Source organism: Ensifer sp. R-19 (assembly GCF_049905105.1).
In the GTDB taxonomy this organism is placed as follows: Bacteria; Pseudomonadota; Alphaproteobacteria; order Rhizobiales; family Rhizobiaceae; genus Ensifer.
Genome location: NZ_CP184569.1, coordinates 1326189 through 1342845, shown reverse-complemented (window position 1 = coordinate 1342845; position 16657 = coordinate 1326189). Strand labels below are relative to the sequence as shown.

14 protein-coding genes are annotated in these 16657 nt (G+C 61.4%); 1 reads left to right on the top strand and 13 read right to left on the bottom strand.

The annotated features are described in order from the left end of the window. Positions 1-35: 35 nt before the first annotated feature. A complete protein-coding gene (locus ACN9MO_RS06610; protein WP_113131801.1) occupies positions 36-2372 on the bottom strand; it encodes a ComEC/Rec2 family competence protein in 2337 nt (778 codons plus the stop codon). A 458-nt stretch (positions 2373-2830) separates the two neighbouring features. Here ACN9MO_RS06610 and gltA point away from each other — a divergent pair, with 458 nt between their 5' ends. After that, the gene (gltA, locus tag ACN9MO_RS06605) at positions 2831-4120 is read left to right on the top strand and encodes a citrate synthase (protein WP_057255779.1); all 1290 of its coding nucleotides are present in this window, start codon (positions 2831-2833) and stop codon (positions 4118-4120) included. A gap of 211 nt (positions 4121-4331) precedes the next feature. Here the strand turns inward: gltA and lpxB are convergent, their stop codons facing one another. The 12 genes from lpxB to tsf all read right to left on the bottom strand — a co-directional run bounded on the left by lpxB (position 4332) and on the right by tsf (position 16595). Next, positions 4332-5507 (bottom strand): lipid-A-disaccharide synthase, encoded by a 1176-nt coding sequence (gene lpxB / locus ACN9MO_RS06600; protein ID WP_425986940.1) that lies wholly within the window; start codon positions 5505-5507, stop codon positions 4332-4334. Continuing rightward, the gene (locus tag ACN9MO_RS06595; protein WP_057255775.1) at positions 5504-6391 is read right to left on the bottom strand and encodes an LpxI family protein; all 888 of its coding nucleotides are present in this window, start codon (positions 6389-6391) and stop codon (positions 5504-5506) included. Before ACN9MO_RS06595 ends, lpxB begins: the two co-directional genes overlap by 4 nt. 5 nt (positions 6392-6396) lie before the next feature. Further along, a complete protein-coding gene (gene lpxA, locus ACN9MO_RS06590; RefSeq protein ID WP_093232411.1) occupies positions 6397-7206 on the bottom strand; it encodes an acyl-ACP--UDP-N-acetylglucosamine O-acyltransferase in 810 nt (269 codons plus the stop codon). A 2-nt stretch (positions 7207-7208) separates the two neighbouring features. Beyond that, positions 7209-7673 carry a 3-hydroxyacyl-ACP dehydratase FabZ gene (gene fabZ, locus ACN9MO_RS06585; RefSeq protein WP_057255771.1) on the bottom strand — a complete coding sequence of 155 codons (465 nt, stop codon included), beginning with the start codon at positions 7671-7673 and terminating at the stop codon, positions 7209-7211. Beyond that, positions 7666-8733 (bottom strand): UDP-3-O-(3-hydroxymyristoyl)glucosamine N-acyltransferase, encoded by a 1068-nt coding sequence (lpxD, locus tag ACN9MO_RS06580; protein ID WP_057255769.1) that lies wholly within the window; start codon positions 8731-8733, stop codon positions 7666-7668. Before lpxD ends, fabZ begins: the two co-directional genes overlap by 8 nt. A gap of 47 nt (positions 8734-8780) precedes the next feature. Continuing rightward, complete coding sequence (bamA, locus tag ACN9MO_RS06575; protein WP_058326632.1) at positions 8781-11114, bottom strand: outer membrane protein assembly factor BamA; 2334 nt, start codon at positions 11112-11114, stop codon at positions 8781-8783. A gap of 249 nt (positions 11115-11363) precedes the next feature. Beyond that, positions 11364-12497: an RIP metalloprotease RseP gene (rseP, locus tag ACN9MO_RS06570; RefSeq protein ID WP_110878339.1), complete on the bottom strand. Its 1134-nt coding sequence runs from the start codon at positions 12495-12497 to the stop codon at positions 11364-11366. Between the two features lie 29 nt (positions 12498-12526). Next, on the bottom strand, positions 12527-13360 hold the full coding sequence (locus tag ACN9MO_RS06565) for a phosphatidate cytidylyltransferase (RefSeq protein ID WP_058326633.1): 834 nt from the start codon (positions 13358-13360) through the stop codon (positions 12527-12529). Beyond that, the gene (locus ACN9MO_RS06560; RefSeq protein ID WP_057255761.1) at positions 13360-14103 is read right to left on the bottom strand and encodes an isoprenyl transferase; all 744 of its coding nucleotides are present in this window, start codon (positions 14101-14103) and stop codon (positions 13360-13362) included. Before ACN9MO_RS06560 ends, ACN9MO_RS06565 begins: the two co-directional genes overlap by 1 nt. Before the next feature lie 37 nt (positions 14104-14140). Then, positions 14141-14701, bottom strand: a complete 561-nt coding sequence (gene frr / locus ACN9MO_RS06555) for a ribosome recycling factor (RefSeq protein WP_057255760.1) — start codon at positions 14699-14701, stop codon at positions 14141-14143. A 55-nt stretch (positions 14702-14756) separates the two neighbouring features. Next, complete coding sequence (gene pyrH, locus ACN9MO_RS06550; RefSeq protein ID WP_057256069.1) at positions 14757-15479, bottom strand: UMP kinase; 723 nt, start codon at positions 15477-15479, stop codon at positions 14757-14759. 192 nt (positions 15480-15671) lie between these two features. Next, on the bottom strand, positions 15672-16595 hold the full coding sequence (gene tsf, locus ACN9MO_RS06545; RefSeq protein ID WP_057255757.1) for a translation elongation factor Ts: 924 nt from the start codon (positions 16593-16595) through the stop codon (positions 15672-15674). Between the last annotated feature and the right edge of the window lie 62 nt (positions 16596-16657).

Genomic DNA, 16657 nt, shown 5'->3' with positions numbered 1-16657 from the left:
AACCCGCCCGCTCAGGGCGCGACCGGTGACTGCGGTCAGAAATCTGGCGAAACGTCCATGAAAGAACCGGTCCGCCAGTCATACGCGCGGTGCCGTTCCCATGGGCGGGCAAGGGCCGTGAATGCCGTTCGAAACTGCATTGCGGGCGGCGCGTGCTCCGTATCCGACTGCGCTCGAATTTCGATTGCGCCCGTGCGACGCAGCGTCTGCGCATTCACAATACGGGCGCGGTTGGTCGGGCACGCCGCGCCATCGACCCGCGCCGCAGTCACTACAAGATCCGCCTGGTCGCACAAGGCCGGAAAGAGCCGCGGGTTCTCGATGGCAAGGATCGTCCAGCCGTAGCCGTTGCGCGCCGCACACCATTGCTTTTCCCGGCAGATGAAGACACCCGCAGCATTCGCCTCGATCGCCGACGACAGATCCGCGCGGATCGCGGCCTGTTTTTCCTGGTCGAGCGGCGGAGCGCCCTTCCCGGCCGGCTCCGTAGCCGGGTAAGGATCGGCAGCTGCCGGCGGCGGAAGCATCGCTGGCTTGAGGTGGTTTTCCACCGCGAGGGCCCGTTGCCATTGCGAAAACACGAAATCCGACGGGCGCATCCTGTTGGTTGCTATCGCGCCGTTCGCAACGAGGCCGACGAGGCGACCATCCTCGGCAATCACGACATCGGGCAGACGATCGTGCTCGACTGCGAGGCTGACGAGACCGACGCTGATCAATACCGCTCCCGACAGGGCCAGCCAGCTCCGCAACACACAGACGAGAACACCGCCTGCGGCAATCAGCGCAAAGCCGAAATGCCCGATGCGACCCGTGACGATCTCACCGTCGAGAGAGGTTACGAAGCGGGCGATGTCGAGCATCCGGTCGAGGCCCCATGCCATCGCCATCAATGGATAGTGTTCAAGTCCCAGTGGCATCAGAAGCATGGCGAACAGGCCGAACGGCATGATCACAATGCTGATCACCGGCATCGTGAGAACATTGGCAAGCAGGCCATAGGCCGGCAACCGGTGAAAATAGGCGATCGAATAGACCGATGTCGCCAAACCGCCGATGAGAGAGGTGATGACAACACCGGCGATCACGCCGGTGACCGGGCCCCTTCCCTTGCCCTGCCTCGCCGCCGTCGGTACCTCCGTCTCCCGTCGCTCGCGCCAGCGCGCATAGCCGGCAACGAGCGCAAGGGTCGCAGCGAACGACATCTGGAAACCCGGCCCAGCAACCGCAGACGGCGTTGTGGCGACGATGACGATCGCCGCGAGGGCAACGTTGCGCAGGCTGATCGACATACGATCGAAAAACACCGCCACGAGCATGATGGAAATCATGATCCAGGCGCGCAATGCCGACACCGCTCCCCCGGAGATGAGAATGTAGAGGCAAACCATCAGCAGTGCGCCGGTAGCCGCAACCTTCTTGATCGGCACACGATGCGCTAGGCCAGGGATCATGCTGAGAACGGTGCGGGCGCCAATCAGAAAGGTCCCGGCGGCAAGCGCCATGTTGAGGCCGGAGATCGCCAGCACATGCGCAAGCCCGGCTTGCCGCAACACCTCGACCGTCTCACGGCTGATTGCCCGCTCTTCCGCGGTCACCAGCGCTGCCGCAAGCGCTCCCGTGTCGCCGCCGATCGATGCACGGATGCGCTCTCCGACGGCCTCCCGCATCGCGGCGATGCTGGTCGCCAGGGATGAACCAAAGGAAGAGGCCGCTTCCGATTCTCCGGTCGCAGGCGCTTTTCCGCCCGTGGGCGAACCGTAGAAAAACCCGACTGCACCGATACCCCGGAAGTAGCTGTCAAACGCGAAGTCGTTCAAACCCCGCAATGCCGGACCGGAGGGCGGAGACAGCCGCGCCCTGCCCTCGATGGTCGCACCTATCGGCAGCGGATCTTCCCGGCCCCGCGCCACCAGCGTGACTTTCGTCGGTTGACGGCGCAGGCGCGGCCTGGTCGTCTCGTGGATCTCGACCCCGTAGCGCCACTGGCCCCGGTCGTCCTGCTCACGCGAAAACACCACACCCCGCACGTTCGTCGTCACCGGTGCGTCGAGGACGATCGTATCGATCCGCGCCGTCTCGGCCGCGACCAGCACCATTCCCGCCACAAACAGTGTCGCCCCAATCAGCGGCACCCGCAGCCGTGCAAATTTTCCGACGCATGCCACCGCCGCCATGCCGAAAACGCAAAGCAGCAGTGCAAGTTTGACAATTCCGACGTCAAAAGGGAGCGACAGCCAGGTGAGGACGCCTGAGACCAGCAGCACCGGTATCAACACAAAACCGTGACCGAATGCGCGTTCTTCCTCGATTGCGGAGGCGACCGACGCCTTGACCGCGCGCGGACCGAGACGCGCCGAGAGCGTCGACATGCCGCGGCGCACCTGTGTCGAAAGCAAGCCGCGCGGCGATTGGGAGCAAAGACTGTAACGGCAGTGGCGGCATCGGAACCGGACAACATGAAGCTGCCGCGCTCAGCGTCCTGCGACGCCTGCCGCCTTTCAGTATCGCTCATTGCGCCAGCGCTCTTTCCCCGGAATACCCGGCCGATCATGCAACCAAAGGCACATAACCGCAACCGACGCGCTATCTGCTGAAAAAAGCGGCAAACCTATATAGAATGGTACCGCACCATCATCCGACGAGATTATTGATCTCCTTGGACTTATTGCCGTAACATGCCATTGTTGCGTCGCCATATGCACATTTTCGCATCGCACAATTTGCCTTTCGTACAGCTTGGCAGTCGAAAATAAATCATATAGCAAATTCGCAACGTTCATTGTCGTGGCATGTCTCTATGTCACGTTGCCATAAGACGGAGGGTCCGATGACTGAAAAAACCGCGGTTGTAACACTCGATGGAAAGTCTGCGGATCTTCCGGTGCGATCGGGGTCCATCGGCCCTGACGTCGTGGACATCGGCTCGCTCTACAAGCAGACGAAAATGTTCACCTACGACCCGGGCTTCACGTCAACGGCGTCGTGCGAATCCAAGATCACCTATATCGACGGCGACGAAGGCGTGCTCCTGCACCGCGGCTACCCGATCGAGCAGCTTGCAGAACATGGCGACTTCCTCGAGGTCTGCTACCTGCTGCTCTACGGCGAACTGCCGACGAAGGCACAGAAGGCCGACTTCGATTATCGGGTCACGCACCACACCATGGTGCATGAGCAGATGTCGCGCTTCTTTACCGGCTTCCGCCGCGACGCGCATCCGATGGCCGTCATGTGCGGCTGCGTCGGCGCACTTTCGGCCTTCTACCACGACTCGACCGACATCACCGATCCGCATCAGCGCATGGTTGCCTCGCTGCGCATGATCGCCAAGATGCCGACGATCGCGGCAATGGCCTACAAGTACCACATCGGCCAGCCCTTCGTTTACCCGAAGAACGACCTGGACTACGCCTCGAACTTCCTGCGCATGTGCTTCGCCGTTCCGTGCGAGGAATATGTCGTCAACCCGGTTCTGTCGCGCGCCATGGACCGTATCTTCATCCTGCACGCCGACCACGAGCAGAACGCGTCGACCTCGACGGTCCGTCTGGCCGGCTCGTCGGGCGCAAACCCGTTCGCCTGCATTGCTGCCGGTATCGCCTGCCTCTGGGGCCCGGCCCACGGGGGCGCCAACGAAGCGGCGCTCAACATGCTCGCTGAAATCGGCACGGCCGACCGCATTCCGGAGTTCATTGCGCGCGCCAAGGACAAGAACGATCCGTTCCGCCTCATGGGCTTCGGCCACCGCGTCTACAAGAACTACGATCCGCGCGCCAAGATCATGCAGAAGACCACGCATGAAGTGCTGGCGGAACTCGGCCACAAGGACGATCCGCTGCTCGAAGTCGCGATGGAACTCGAGCGCATCGCGCTGACCGACGAGTACTTCATCGAGAAGAAGCTCTACCCGAACATCGACTTCTACTCCGGCATCACGCTGAAGGCGCTGGGCTTCCCCACCACCATGTTCACCGTGCTCTTCGCGCTCGCCCGCACCGTCGGCTGGATCGCGCAGTGGAACGAGATGATCGAAGATCCGGAACAGCGCATCGGTCGTCCGCGCCAGCTCTATGTCGGCGCCCCGCAGCGCGACTACGTGCCGGTCTCCAAGCGCTGATCGGTATCAGCCAAGAAAAACGAAGCCCGGTCATCGCTGACCGGGCTTTTATTTTGTAGGTCCGGGAACATCGGTTCGAACCCCGTCCACCATCGGGCTGGCCGCAAGCAATGCCGGTCCCAAACCGGCTCCGCCGGCGGGATCCTTGCGCACATTTTCGACGACGTCGACGCATCGAGAGAGCATCGCGCTCGCTCAATGAACTTGAAGCTCACCTGTTATTCCTCTTGAGATAGCCAAGAACAATCTCGGCTGCCTTCTCACCAGGCGGATGAGTTGTCGCCATGCGCTGTTGCACCAGTGCATAGCCATCCAGCATCGAGGCGCGTTGCGCCGTTGCACCGGAAAGCCGCTCCATCCAACGCGTCAAGGCACCAGGGCGGATGGACTCGCTGAAGTATTCCGGCACGATGGGGAAGTCTGCGATCAAATTCGGCAGCGCGCCGCTCCAGATGCGGATGCGCTTGTGCAAGAGCTTCACCAGGAAATCGGGATCGTAGGTTGAAACGACGGGAACGCCGGCAAGCGCCAGTTCCAGGAGAACCGTTCCCGAGGCAGCGATCGCCGCATCGGCCCGATCGAAAGCGGCCCACTTTTCCGCCGTCCCTACGGTGATCTCCGGCTGGATGGGCCAGGATGCCGTGATTTCGCGCACCAGCTTTTCCTGCCGCGAAACGGTCGGCAACAGGAAGCGAATGCCGGGATGTCGGCCGGCAAGCTCCTCAACCACCCGGCCGAAGGTCGGCAACAGACGGCCGACCTCACTCGAACGGGAGCCCGGCAGAAGGAGGCACGTCGCGACCCGCCCATCGATGGCGCCGACAAGGCGCTGCTGGCGGTTTGCCCGAACCGCGAGCACATTCGCATCGCTTGCGAGGCGGTGGCCGACATAGGTCGTCGGCGGGCCCTGCAGCTTCTCCATCGCCTGCGGTTCGAACGGCAACACGGCCAAGACGTGATCAACATAGCCACGCATGCGCGGCGCGCGTTCCGGCTTCCAGGCCCAGACGCTCGGGCAGACATAGTTGATGACAGGCACATCCGGCAGCGCCGCTCGGACCTTCCGTGCCACGCGGTGGGTAAAGTCCGGGCTGTCGATGATCAGCAACGCGTCGGGACGCGCGGCGATGATCGCCTTTGCCGTCTGGCGAATGCGCATAATGAGCTTCGGCAATCGTGCCAGGACCTGGGTGAAGCCCATGATCGATAGTTCGGAATAGTCGAAGAGCGATCGAAGGCCCTCCGCCTCCAGCGCCTCGCCGCCGACACCGACGAGCTCTATCGTGCTGGTGCTTTGCGTTCGAAGCGCCCGGACGAGATCGGCGCCCAGGAGATCGCCGGAAACCTCGCCTGCAATGACTGCAAGCTTGTAGCTGGATGCGCTCATCGCTCGGCTCCCTTGGCCGATCGTTCGACACCGGCGACAAACAGACCAGCGCGATTGGCGACATCAATCACGTTGCCGCGCTCCAGGACCAGAGCCCTGCCTGCTTCGACCGCAATGCCGGCGAGACCGGCCTTTTCTGCAAGTGCAACGGTCGACGGTCCGATCGACGGGAGGTCGGCGCGCAAATCTTGCCCGGGCTTGCAAAGCTTGACGAGGACCCCTCGCCGGCGCGAAGAGACACGGCCCTCGGCCTTCAAGGCGACGACACGCTCCAGCATAGAATCGGTACCCTCAGCGCCCTCCAGCGCCACGACGCGCCCACCGACGGCCACAGCACCCTGCCCCACATCGAGCGCGCCGAGCGCGTTGGCGGCAGCGATGCCCGCCTCGATGTCGCGGCGATCGTCGGCATCAGGTGTAACCGCCCCGATCGGCCCCGGTTCTGCCAGGAGATTGGGCACCACTTCATGAACGCCGATGACATGGGCGCCGCTTGCTTCGATCAGTGCCATCGCCATGCGCAGGACGGCGTCGTCTCCACCGGACACCAGCGTCTTCAAGACGGCCGGGATCTTTGCCAGCGTTCTCAGCGTCGGGCGAATGTCACGCCATTCCGGCCGGCGGCGAACCCAACCCGACAGGACGACCCGATCGATCCCCTCTTCCTTGAAGGTTCGGCTGATATTGGCGAAGTCGCCGATCCCCAGCACGGAATGATCGAAGCCGACCCAATCGGCTTCTTCCGCCTCTCGCGACAATGCGATGATGAATGGATCTTCGCCGCGCGCGCGCACAGCTTCGGCTACGTGGTGCGGTAGCGCGCCACCGCCGGCGATGATTGCGAGCCGACCGCCGGTCGCTGCGTGGCTCGCAGCAGCCGACATCACGCTCACGCCTTGCCGCGAGACGGCGACGATAGTGCCCGGTCGCTCTCGGCCGCGATGAAATCGAGGATTTCGACGACCGGTGCGCAGTCGGCATATTCTTCGCGAATGGCCGCAGCATTGGCGCGGATCGACTCCGGGCCTTCAAAGATCTGCTTGTAGGCGCGGCGAACGACGTGGATCGTCGCGCGGTCGATCCCGGCCCTCGTCATACCTACGACGTTCAGCCCGCTCAGTATGCCCGGATTGCCGTTGAGCATACCGTAGGGAATGACGTCGTAGCTGACGGCGGAGAGGCCCCCGACAAACGCCTGACGGCCGACACGGGTAAACTGATGCACGGCGCAGCCGCCGCCAAGAATGGCGCGGTCTTCGACCGTGACATGGCCCGCCAACATCACGTTGTTCGACAGGATGATATGGTTGCCGAGCCGGCAATCATGCGCCACGTGCGAATAGGCCAGGAAGAGATTGTTGTCGCCAATGACCGTCTGTCCGCCATGTTCGACGGTGCCCGTATTCATCGTCACGCCTTCGCGGATCGTGCAATTCGCACCGATCAACAGTTCCGTATCGACGGCGCTATGATGAACGCTCTGCGAATCGGCGCCGATCACCGCCTGCGGGAAAATTTTGGTTCCCGTGCCGATCGTCGTACGGCCGGTGACCACGACATGACTGTGAAGCTCGACATCGTCGCCAAGAACGACTTTCGGCCCCACGTGGCAAAAAGGGCCGATCTTGACGTTCTCGCCGATCGCAGCGCCGTCTTCGATAATCGAGGACGGGTGGATCTTCGCTGTTGCTGCAATCATGTTCAGGCGTCTTCCTTGCTGACGATCATCGCGCCGATATCAGCTTCTGCGACCAGTTGCCCGTCAACTTTTGCGTCACAGTGAAATTTCCAGATATTGCCGCGTTGCTTCTGCTTCACGACATGGAATTCGACGCGATCGCCGGGAACGACCGGCTTGCGGAAGCGCGCATTGTCGATGGTCATGAAATAGACGAGGTTCGTTCCGCTACCCACCTTGCGGGCACAGATCGCACCGGCCGTCTGGGCCATGCCCTCGACAAGCAAAACGCCAGGCATGATCGGCTGTTCGGGGAAGTGACCGGTGAAATGCGGTTCGTTCGCCGAGACGTTCTTGATGCCGATCGCCGAATTGTCGCCGTCGATCTCGATGATCCGATCGACGAGCAGAAATGGGTAGCGATGCGGGAGCAGTTTCAGAATTTCCTGAATGTCCGCCGTACCGAGAACCGTTGCTGCCTCACTCATTCGCGCCGCCCTTCTTCTTTTTCTGTCTGTCGCTTGCCCGCATCGCCATCTCCGCGACATCGCGCAGGAAATCGCGCATCGGGCGCGCCGGAATACCGCCATAACGTTCGCCGGCGGGAACATCGCTCGCCACGCCGCTCATCGCGGCGATCTGTACGCCATCACCGACCGTGATGTGGCCGTTGACGCCACTGCCACCGCCGATCATCACGCCGTCGCCGATCTTTGTGCTGCCTGCAATGCCCACTTGGGCGACGATGCCACAATAACGGCCAATGCGCACGTTGTGGCCGACCTGGACGAGATTGTCGATCTTCGTCCCCTCGCCGATCACCGTGTCATCCATCGTGCCGCGGTCGATCGTCGTGTTGGCGCCGATCTCGACATGATCCTGAATGATCACGCGCCCGACCTGAACGATCTTGATCATTCCGCCTTTCGGCCCGGGCGCATAACCAAAACCATCCTGCCCGATACGGGCGCCGGGATGGATGATCACGCTGTTGCCGACGAGAGCACAGAGCACGCTTGCGCCAGAGGCAATCGTACAGTCACGGCCGATGCGCACGCCCGGCCCGATGACGGCGCCGGCAGCGATGCGGGTGCCGCGGCCGATTTCGGCGCCAGCCCCGACGACCGCCGTCGGCTCGACCTCGACATCGTCTTCCAGACGCGCGGTCGGATCCACGAAAGCACCCGGTGCCACGCCCTTGAGGCTGGTGTTGCGCGCAGGACGCATCGCCGCCTCGTGCAGCAAGGTGCCGGCAAGGGCGAAGGCCGTATGCGGGCGAGCCGCCAGCAGGACTGGGATATGGGCAGGCACAAGGCTGAAGATCGTCTTGTCGCAGATGATCGCGGATGCCTGACAGGTATCAAGCTCGGCTCGGCTCTTGCGAGACAACATGTAGCAGACGTCGCCGGGCTTGGCCCGATAGACTGGCGCTACAGAATGAATGGTGCAGTCGGCGACCGCACCATTGCTCAACTCCGCCCCAATTTGATTCGCCAGGTCACCCAGACGAATCCCTTTATGGGGCGGAAAAAACCAGTTCTGTTCCATGGACACTCCAGAACGATCTTTTTCCGGCAGTTCTGGACTGCTTTTTATCAGAACGACGAGGAAATACCGAACTTCAGGTTCTGTACCCGGTCGAAGTCTTCCTTGGCAACCGGCCAAGCATAGTCAACACGCAGCGGACCGAACGGCGAAGCCCAGATCAGGCCGATACCGACCGATGCACGCAGCGACGCGTCGTTGCCCTGCACCGTTTCAGAGGGAAGGGTCGCGACCTTGTTGCTGTAGAGCGTACCGGCATCGGCGAAGACCGCACCGCGGAAGCCGCTGTCACGCGGGATGCCCGGAAGCGGGAACGACGCTTCGGCCGAAGCCGTAAAGTAGGTCGTGCCGCCGAGCGCATCGCCCGTCGCCTGATCGCGCGGACCGATACCGTTGCGCTCGAAGCCACGAATATCGTTGGAGCCGAGCTGGAATTGGTCGAAGACCTGCAGATCGCTGCCGGTTTCGAAGACATGACCGGCGCTACCAGCAAGCGACGCGATGATATCCGCCTCGTCGTTGACCGTGTAGTACCACTTGGCCTTACCAGTCATCTTGTAGAAGTCGGAGTCGCCACCAAGACCTGCAAACTCGTGCGTGAAGGTCGCCAGGATGCCGTCATGCGGCAGCTGGGGATCGTCGAGTGTGTTGTAGGTGATCGACTGCGATACCGACGAACGGACCCAGTTTCCACCCTCAACTGCACGAACGTAGGGCGACGACAGCTTCGCGACGTTACCGCTATAGTCGAACTGCGTGAAGTTGTAGCGCAGCGTGGTCGACAGATTTTCGGTGATCGGCGCCGTTACGCGCAGGCTGAAGCCCTGATCTTCGTAGCTGTAGTCCTCGTCGTCGAAGTCGTTCTCGTTCTTGAAGACGTCAAAGCCGGCAGCCAGACGATAGCCAAGGAAGTACGGCTCGGTGAACGAAACGTTGTAGGTCCGGCTCTCGTCACCGCGACCGGCGGCGACGCGGATGTACTGACCACGACCAAGGAAGTTCTTTTCTTCGATCGACGCTTCGACGAGGAAGCCGCCGCCGCTACCCGCAGAGTAACCAGCACCGATACCGAACGAACCGGTCGACTGATCCTGCACGTCGACAATCACGACGACGCGGTCGGCAGCGCTGCCCGGCGCGGTCGAGATGTTGACGGTCGAGAAGTAGCCGAGTGCCTCCAGCCGACGCTTGGCGCGGGCAACCATTTCCTGGTTGAAGGCGTCGCCTTCACCCATGTCGAATTCGCGACGGATAACGTAGTCACGTGTACGGGTGTTGCCGCGGATCTCGATGCGCTCGACGTAAGCACGCTCGCCCTGATCGACGAGGTAGTCGACGGCGATCGTGTGATTGGCGAGGTCGCGGTTGCCGCGCGGCGTGACGCGCGCAAAAGGATATCCGGCCGAAGCGACACGCTGCGAAATCTCGCTCATCGTCGCCTGAACGTCCTTGGCCTTGTAGACCGAGCCCTCGCGGCTGAGGATAAGCCCCTTCAGCTCTTCGGCATTGACGCCCTCGACGGTCGATTCGACATTGACGGCGCCGAAATCATAACGCGGACCTTCTTCGACGGTGATCGTCACCGTGTACTCGTTCGTCGCTTCATTGAGCGCCGCGTCCGAGGAAACGACCTGGAAGTCCGCGTAGCCGCGGTTGAAATAAAACTGGCGCAGCAGCTCTTCGTCGGCGCGAAGCTTGTCCGGATTGTAGACATCCTTGCGTGTGATGAACGAGAAGATGCCCGATTCCTTCGTCGCGATGATCGATTGAAGACGACCGTCGCTATAGGCTTCGTTGCCGACGAAATTGATCTGGGAGATCTTGGTGCGCTCACCTTCATTGATCACGAAGGCAAGGTTGACGCGTCCCTCGGCAACCGGAACAACCTGCGTCGTCACCGTGATGTCGCTGCGACCGATGGCAGCGTAGGCGTCCTTGATGGACTGGATATCCGTTTCGACCGTCGCTTCGCTGTACGGGCCGAGCGGCTGCGTGCGCACGACGCCCTGCAGCTTGTCGTCCTTGATCTTGCGGTTGCCGTTGAAGACGACCTGATTGACCAGCTGATTCTCGCTCACGCTGACGACCAGCGTACCGCCGGCGACATTGATGCTGACGTCGGAGAAGTAGCCCGTGGAGTACAGGCGCTTCACGGAAGCGTCGATATCCGCGTTGCTGAAGGCCTTGCCGGGAACGATCGTGATGTTCGCACGGACCGTCTCAGCGCTGACGCGCGTTGCCCCGCGTACTTCGACACGATTGATGACCGCAGCTTCTGCGACGGACGTGCCTGCGAGCAACCCAACACCAGCGCCAGAAACAACAATGCTTGTTGACAGCGCAGCCGCCGACACCGCGTTCAAAAACCTTGAACCAGCTTTCATGTTCAAATCTTACCTTTTCCAAACGTCGCGCGGCAGTTTCGTGCCGACTCCGGTCACGGTTGCCGTTTTAACCGCTTTTCCCATACAAGCAAGCCAGCTCGTTAATTTCTGTTTACTTCAATTCGAACCGTGGCTTAACGGCCACTACAGCCTCGAGTTATCGTAAACAAAACCTTTCTTCGCAAGCCGTTGAAAACCAATCGTTCACAGTATCCGCCGAATTCCCCTCGCCGTTTCCCCGACCGAACGCTAGCCGAAGAACATCGATATGTCGTTCCAGGTGGCAAAGACCATGAGCATCAGCACCATGGCAAAGCCGATCCGATAGGCGACATCCTGCGCGGCGGGACCGACAGGCTTCCCGCGCAACGCCTCAACCGCATAGAACATCAGATGGCCGCCATCAAGCACCGGTACGGGCATGAGGTTAAGCAATCCTATGGAAACTGACAGGATCGCGGCGATATTCAGCAAGAATGGAATGCCGAGCGTCGCCATCTGCCCGGAAACCTTGGCGACGCGGATCGGGCCACCGATCTGGTCCGCCTTCATCCGCCCGGTCAGCACATTGCCGAGGTAGTCGAAGGTGCCCGTAATGACGTGCCAGCTTTGCAGGACGCCCTGCCCTACGGCCTCGATCGGGCCATAGGTGACGGTGCGGAAGTTGCCGGCTTCCTGATCGGTCAGGATACCGATGACGCCGATCTCCATCTTGTTGCCGAACTGGTCGGTGAGCTCCGTCCGCTGGGGCACCATCGGCAAATCGAGTGTCGCGCCGTTGCGTTCGATTCGGATGGTGATCTTCAGCTCGGGGCGCACGCTGACGTAGCGACGAACGTCGTCGAAGGTCGTCACCGGCGAGCCGTCGATCGAGATCAGGCGGTCGCCCGGAACAACGCCTGCCTGTGCGGCTGCGCTATTTTCGTTCACACGTGCAACCACGGGATCTGCGACCTGGCGTCCGTAGACGGAGAACAGAACGGCGAAGATGGCAATCGCGAGGATGAAGTTGGCGATCGGCCCTGCGGCAACCGTCGCTGCCCGCTTCCAGAGCCTGGCGCCGAGGAAGGTCTTGCCGCGCTCTTCCGGCGCGATTGCCTCCAGACGCTTGTAGTCCGGCACGCTCGCCGCGTCCTCGTCACCGTAGAACTTGACATAGCCACCAAGCGGGATCACCGACAGTTTCCAACGTGTTCCGTGCCGATCGGTCCAACCGAAAAGTTCGGGACCGAAACCGATCGAGAAGGCGAGGATACGGATTCCCGACCAGCGGCCTACGAGATAGTGCCCCATCTCGTGCACGAAGACCAAAAGGGTCAGCACGAGAAGGAAGGGAATGATGTAGCCGGTCAGAAGCTGAAAGGCATCAAGCAGATATGTCATGAACGTTCCTCAAGTCCCTGCGGTCGGCATCAAGGGCCAAGCAGGACCGAACCGAAGGCGATCTGGCGCCCATCGCTGACGAAATACTGAACCATGACCAGAATCAACGCCGCCACGCAGGCGAATATCAAACCGTCGACCCGATCCATGACTCCGCCGTGCCCTGGAATGAGACGGCTCGAATCCTTCACGCCAAAGCGCCGCTTGATGAAGGACTCGAACAAATCCCCAACCTGGCTGGCAACCGAGAGCACCAGGGCGATGATCGGGATCCGAAGATCTTGCAGCGAAAAATAAGCCATAAAGACGGCGACGCCAGCAAGAATGCCACAAATCGTGCCACCGATGGCGCCGGACCAGGTCTTGCCGGGCGATATGCGCGGCGCAAGCTTGGGGCCCCCGATCGCACGGCCGGTGAAATAGGCGAAAATGTCGGTTGCCCAGACCACCGCGAAGACGAACAGCGTTGCGATCAGGCCGAGATCGTCGGCGCCACGAAGTGCTGCGAGCGATATGCCGGTGAGGCCCGCATAGGCGATGCCGCCCGGCAGCCACCAGCTTGTCTTTTGAGTAAGGACCCAAAGCAATGCCGCTCCGAGGCCGAACGCCAGGAAAGGAAGGCTGTAGCCAATGTAACCGGTGACAACGAGGCCTGCGATCACGACTATGGAGAGCCAACCGAAGGCGTTGCCCTGGAAATCACGCTCGACAAGGCCGGTGATCGTCGACCATTCGTAGTAGACGAGAAGCGCGATCAGGACCGAAAGTAGCTGGAAAGCGAGTCCGCCAAACCAAGTCGCAGCGAGAGCGACCGCTGCGAGCACCACTCCCGAAGCGATGCGAAGCTTGAGTTCAGTTTGCATCAGGAACCAACCGCCCGCGTCGGCTCGACCAGTCCGCCGAAACGGCGCTCCCGGCATGCATACTTCTCCAGCGCCGACAGGAAAATCTCACGCGTGAAATCCGGCCACAGTTCGGGAACGAAGATCAGTTCGGAATAGGCGCCCTGCCAGAGCAGGAAATTCGACAGTCGCTCTTCGCCGCTCGTGCGGATGATCAGGTCCGGATCGGGTATGTCGGCGGTGTCCAGCGAGGCTGCAATGCGTTCCTGATTGATGTCCTCGGGGCGCAAACGCCCTTCGGCGACGTCCACTGCGAGGCGACGCATCGCCCGGGTCAACTCGTCACGCGCCCCGTAGTTGAAGGCGATGACCAGGGTAACTCCCGTGTTCGCCCGCGTCGTTTCCTCGGCCTCTATCAATAGCGGCAGGATGTCGCCACGCAGGTTCGAGCGGTCGCCAATGACACGGATGCGGACATTCTCGCGGTGCAGATCGGCGAGATCCCGGCGGATGAAGGTCTTGAGCAACCCCATGAGGTCGCTCACCTCCGACTCCGGCCGGCTCCAATTTTCCGAAGAAAATGCAAAAAGCGTGAGATAGCGGATACCCACCTGGGCCGCCGTCTTGACGGCATCGCGAACGGTCTCGACGCCTTTGCGATGCCCCATGGTACGCGGTAGCCCACGTGCATTCGCCCAACGCCCGTTGCCATCCATGATGATGGCAACATGTTCCGGAACGGTCGTGGAGATGAGGTTTTGCATAAGGCGTCCGCGAAAGGAGACTCAGATCACGAGCAGATCAGACCTGCATGATTTCCTTTTCCTTCTCGGCGAGCAAGCGGTCGATCTCGGAAATCGTTTCATCGGTCATCTTTTGCACGCGCTCGGACTGAGAACGGCTGATATCCTGACCGATGTCGCCATCCTTTTCGGCTTTTTTCAGGTCATCCATGCCGTCGCGGCGCACGTGGCGCACGGCAACCTTGGCTTTTTCAGCGTAATCGTGGGCCACCTTGACCAACGACTTGCGGCGCTCTTCGTTGAGCTCGGGCAGCGGAATGCGCAGGTTCTGGCCGTCGATGATCGGGTTCAGGCCGAGGTTCGATTCGCGAATGCCACGATCGACGGCGCCAACCATCTGCTTGTCCCAGACCGAAACGGACAGCATGCGCGGCTCCGGAACGGTGATGTTGGCGACCTGGTTGAGGGGCACGCGCGAGCCGTAGGCTTCAACGGTCACCGGATCGAGAACGTTCGCCGACGCCCGGCCGGTACGAAGCGATGCGATATCGCTCTTGAATGCGGAAATGGCGCCATCCATGCGACGCTTCAGTTCCTTCAGTTCAACACCTTCACTCATGGTCAAAACTCCCGTTCTAACATTCGCCGGCCGCAGGGGGCCGCTTTGCAGCTCTTTAGTTGTCTGTGACGATGGTCGCGCGACCGCCGCCGGTCAAGATTTCCGCGAAGCCACCCTTTTCGTGGATCGAAAAGACAACGATCGGAATGGTATTTTCGCGTGCAAGCGCAACGGCGGCAACATCCATGACGGCCAGGCCCCTTTCAAGCACCTCGCTGTGGGTCAGGCGGTCGAAACGGGTCGCGGTCGGATCCTTCTTCGGATCGGCAGAATAGATACCATCGACCTGCGTGCCCTTGAAAATGGCCTGCGCACCCATTTCCGCCGCGCGGAGCGCTGCGGCCGAGTCCGTCGTAAAGAAGGGGTTGCCGGTGCCACCGGCGAAGATCACGACGCGGCCAAGCGAGAGATGATGAAGCGTTGCGCGCTGCGAGAAGCTTTCGCAGATTTCCGGCATCGCAATTGCCGAAAGCACGACCGTGTCGATGTCGAGCTTGCGCAGCGAGGTTGCGAGCGCCAGCGCGTTGATGACCGTTGCCAGCATGCCCATGTGGTCGCCGGTCACCCGGTCTCCGCCCTTGGAGGCCACCGCGACACCGCGGAAGATGTTGCCGCCGCCGACGACGACACCGACTTCGACGCCCATCGCGCGTGCTTCGGCGATGTCGGCGGCAATGCGGTCGGCGACCGCCACGTCGATACCGAAGCCCTGGCTACCCATCAGGGCTTCACCGGAGGCTTTAAGGAGAACACGCTTGTAGATTGGTTCGGCGGGCATCATCGCTCCTGATCAGATCGGTGCGCGTGCGCACGACGACGGCGCACAGCGCATAAGGACATATTGCGCTACCCGGTTTCAACCGCTGCGGAGTGATTTCCGGCGGGTCCGGCGCATTGACGAAGCCCGATACACGAAGGGCACCGCGTTGTCACGCGATGCCCCGAGGTTTTCCCAATATGGGTGAAGAAATCAGCCCTTGGCGACGGCTGCAACTTCTGCGGCGAAGTCGGACTCTTCCTTCTCGACGCCTTCGCCGAGCAGCAGGCGAGCCATGCCGGTGACTTCGATCGGTGCGCCAGCGAGCTTTTCAGCGTCCTTGACGGCCTGGCCGACGGTGATTTCCGGGTTCATGACGAAGGCCTGCGACAGCAGTGCGACTTCTTCGAAGAACTTGCGCATACGGCCTTCAACCATCTTCTCGATGATGTTGTCCGGCTTGCCCGAAGCGCGCGACTGTTCGATGAAGACGTTGCGTTCGCGCTCAGCAACAGCGGCGTCGACTTCTTCAGCGCGGATCGCCAGCGGGTTGGTCGCAGCGATGTGCATGGCAACCTGACGGCCGACCGAGAACAGCACTTCCTTGTCGCCGATCGACTTCAGCGCGACGAGAACGCCGAGCTTGCCGATGCCGTCGCCAGCAGCGTTGTGGATGTAGGTGGCGACAACGCCATCTTCGACCTGCAGCAGAGCTGCGCGACGCAGCGTCATGTTTTCGCCGATCGTGGCAATCGCGTCCTTGATCGTCTCGTCGACCGACTTGCCGGTCGCCGGGTAGGTTGCAGCCGCGATCGCATCGACGGAGCCGTCGGTGGTGAGCGCTACGTTGGCAACGCCGCGGACGAGTTCCTGGAAGGCTTCGTTGCGGGCAACGAAGTCGGTTTCGGAGTTGATTTCGACGACGACGGCCTTGACGCCGCCGCTGACGATGCCGACGAGGCCTTCAGCAGCCGTACGACCCGACTTCTTGTCGGCCTTCGCGATACCCTTGGCGCGCAGCCAGTCGATCGCTGCTTCCATGTCGCCGTTGGTTTCAGCAAGTGCCTTCTTGCAATCCATCATGCCTGCGCCGCTCTTTTCGCGCAGTTCCTTCACCATTGCTGCAGTCACAGTCATCTTTTTTGCCTCTTTGTCTGTTTGGCGGGGGTTGCCCGCGCGTGGCGCGATGCCAGGAGGTT

What these genes read in the sequence shown, in the direction of transcription:
- ACN9MO_RS06610 (WP_113131801.1), bottom strand. Translation starts at nt 2,372, where the DNA reads ATGTCGACGCTCTCGGCGCGTCTCGGTCCGCGCGCGGTCAAGGCGTCG.
- gltA (WP_057255779.1), top strand. Translation starts at nt 2,831, where the DNA reads ATGACTGAAAAAACCGCGGTTGTAACACTCGATGGAAAGTCTGCGGAT.
- lpxB (WP_425986940.1), bottom strand. Translation starts at nt 5,507, where the DNA reads ATGAGCGCATCCAGCTACAAGCTTGCAGTCATTGCAGGCGAGGTTTCC.
- ACN9MO_RS06595 (WP_057255775.1), bottom strand. Translation starts at nt 6,391, where the DNA reads ATGTCGGCTGCTGCGAGCCACGCAGCGACCGGCGGTCGGCTCGCAATC.
- lpxA (WP_093232411.1), bottom strand. Translation starts at nt 7,206, where the DNA reads ATGATTGCAGCAACAGCGAAGATCCACCCGTCCTCGATTATCGAAGAC.
- fabZ (WP_057255771.1), bottom strand. Translation starts at nt 7,673, where the DNA reads ATGAGTGAGGCAGCAACGGTTCTCGGTACGGCGGACATTCAGGAAATT.
- lpxD (WP_057255769.1), bottom strand. Translation starts at nt 8,733, where the DNA reads ATGGAACAGAACTGGTTTTTTCCGCCCCATAAAGGGATTCGTCTGGGT.
- bamA (WP_058326632.1), bottom strand. Translation starts at nt 11,114, where the DNA reads ATGAAAGCTGGTTCAAGGTTTTTGAACGCGGTGTCGGCGGCTGCGCTG.
- rseP (WP_110878339.1), bottom strand. Translation starts at nt 12,497, where the DNA reads ATGACATATCTGCTTGATGCCTTTCAGCTTCTGACCGGCTACATCATT.
- ACN9MO_RS06565 (WP_058326633.1), bottom strand. Translation starts at nt 13,360, where the DNA reads ATGCAAACTGAACTCAAGCTTCGCATCGCTTCGGGAGTGGTGCTCGCA.
- ACN9MO_RS06560 (WP_057255761.1), bottom strand. Translation starts at nt 14,103, where the DNA reads ATGCAAAACCTCATCTCCACGACCGTTCCGGAACATGTTGCCATCATC.
- frr (WP_057255760.1), bottom strand. Translation starts at nt 14,701, where the DNA reads ATGAGTGAAGGTGTTGAACTGAAGGAACTGAAGCGTCGCATGGATGGC.
- pyrH (WP_057256069.1), bottom strand. Translation starts at nt 15,479, where the DNA reads ATGCCCGCCGAACCAATCTACAAGCGTGTTCTCCTTAAAGCCTCCGGT.
- tsf (WP_057255757.1), bottom strand. Translation starts at nt 16,595, where the DNA reads ATGACTGTGACTGCAGCAATGGTGAAGGAACTGCGCGAAAAGAGCGGC.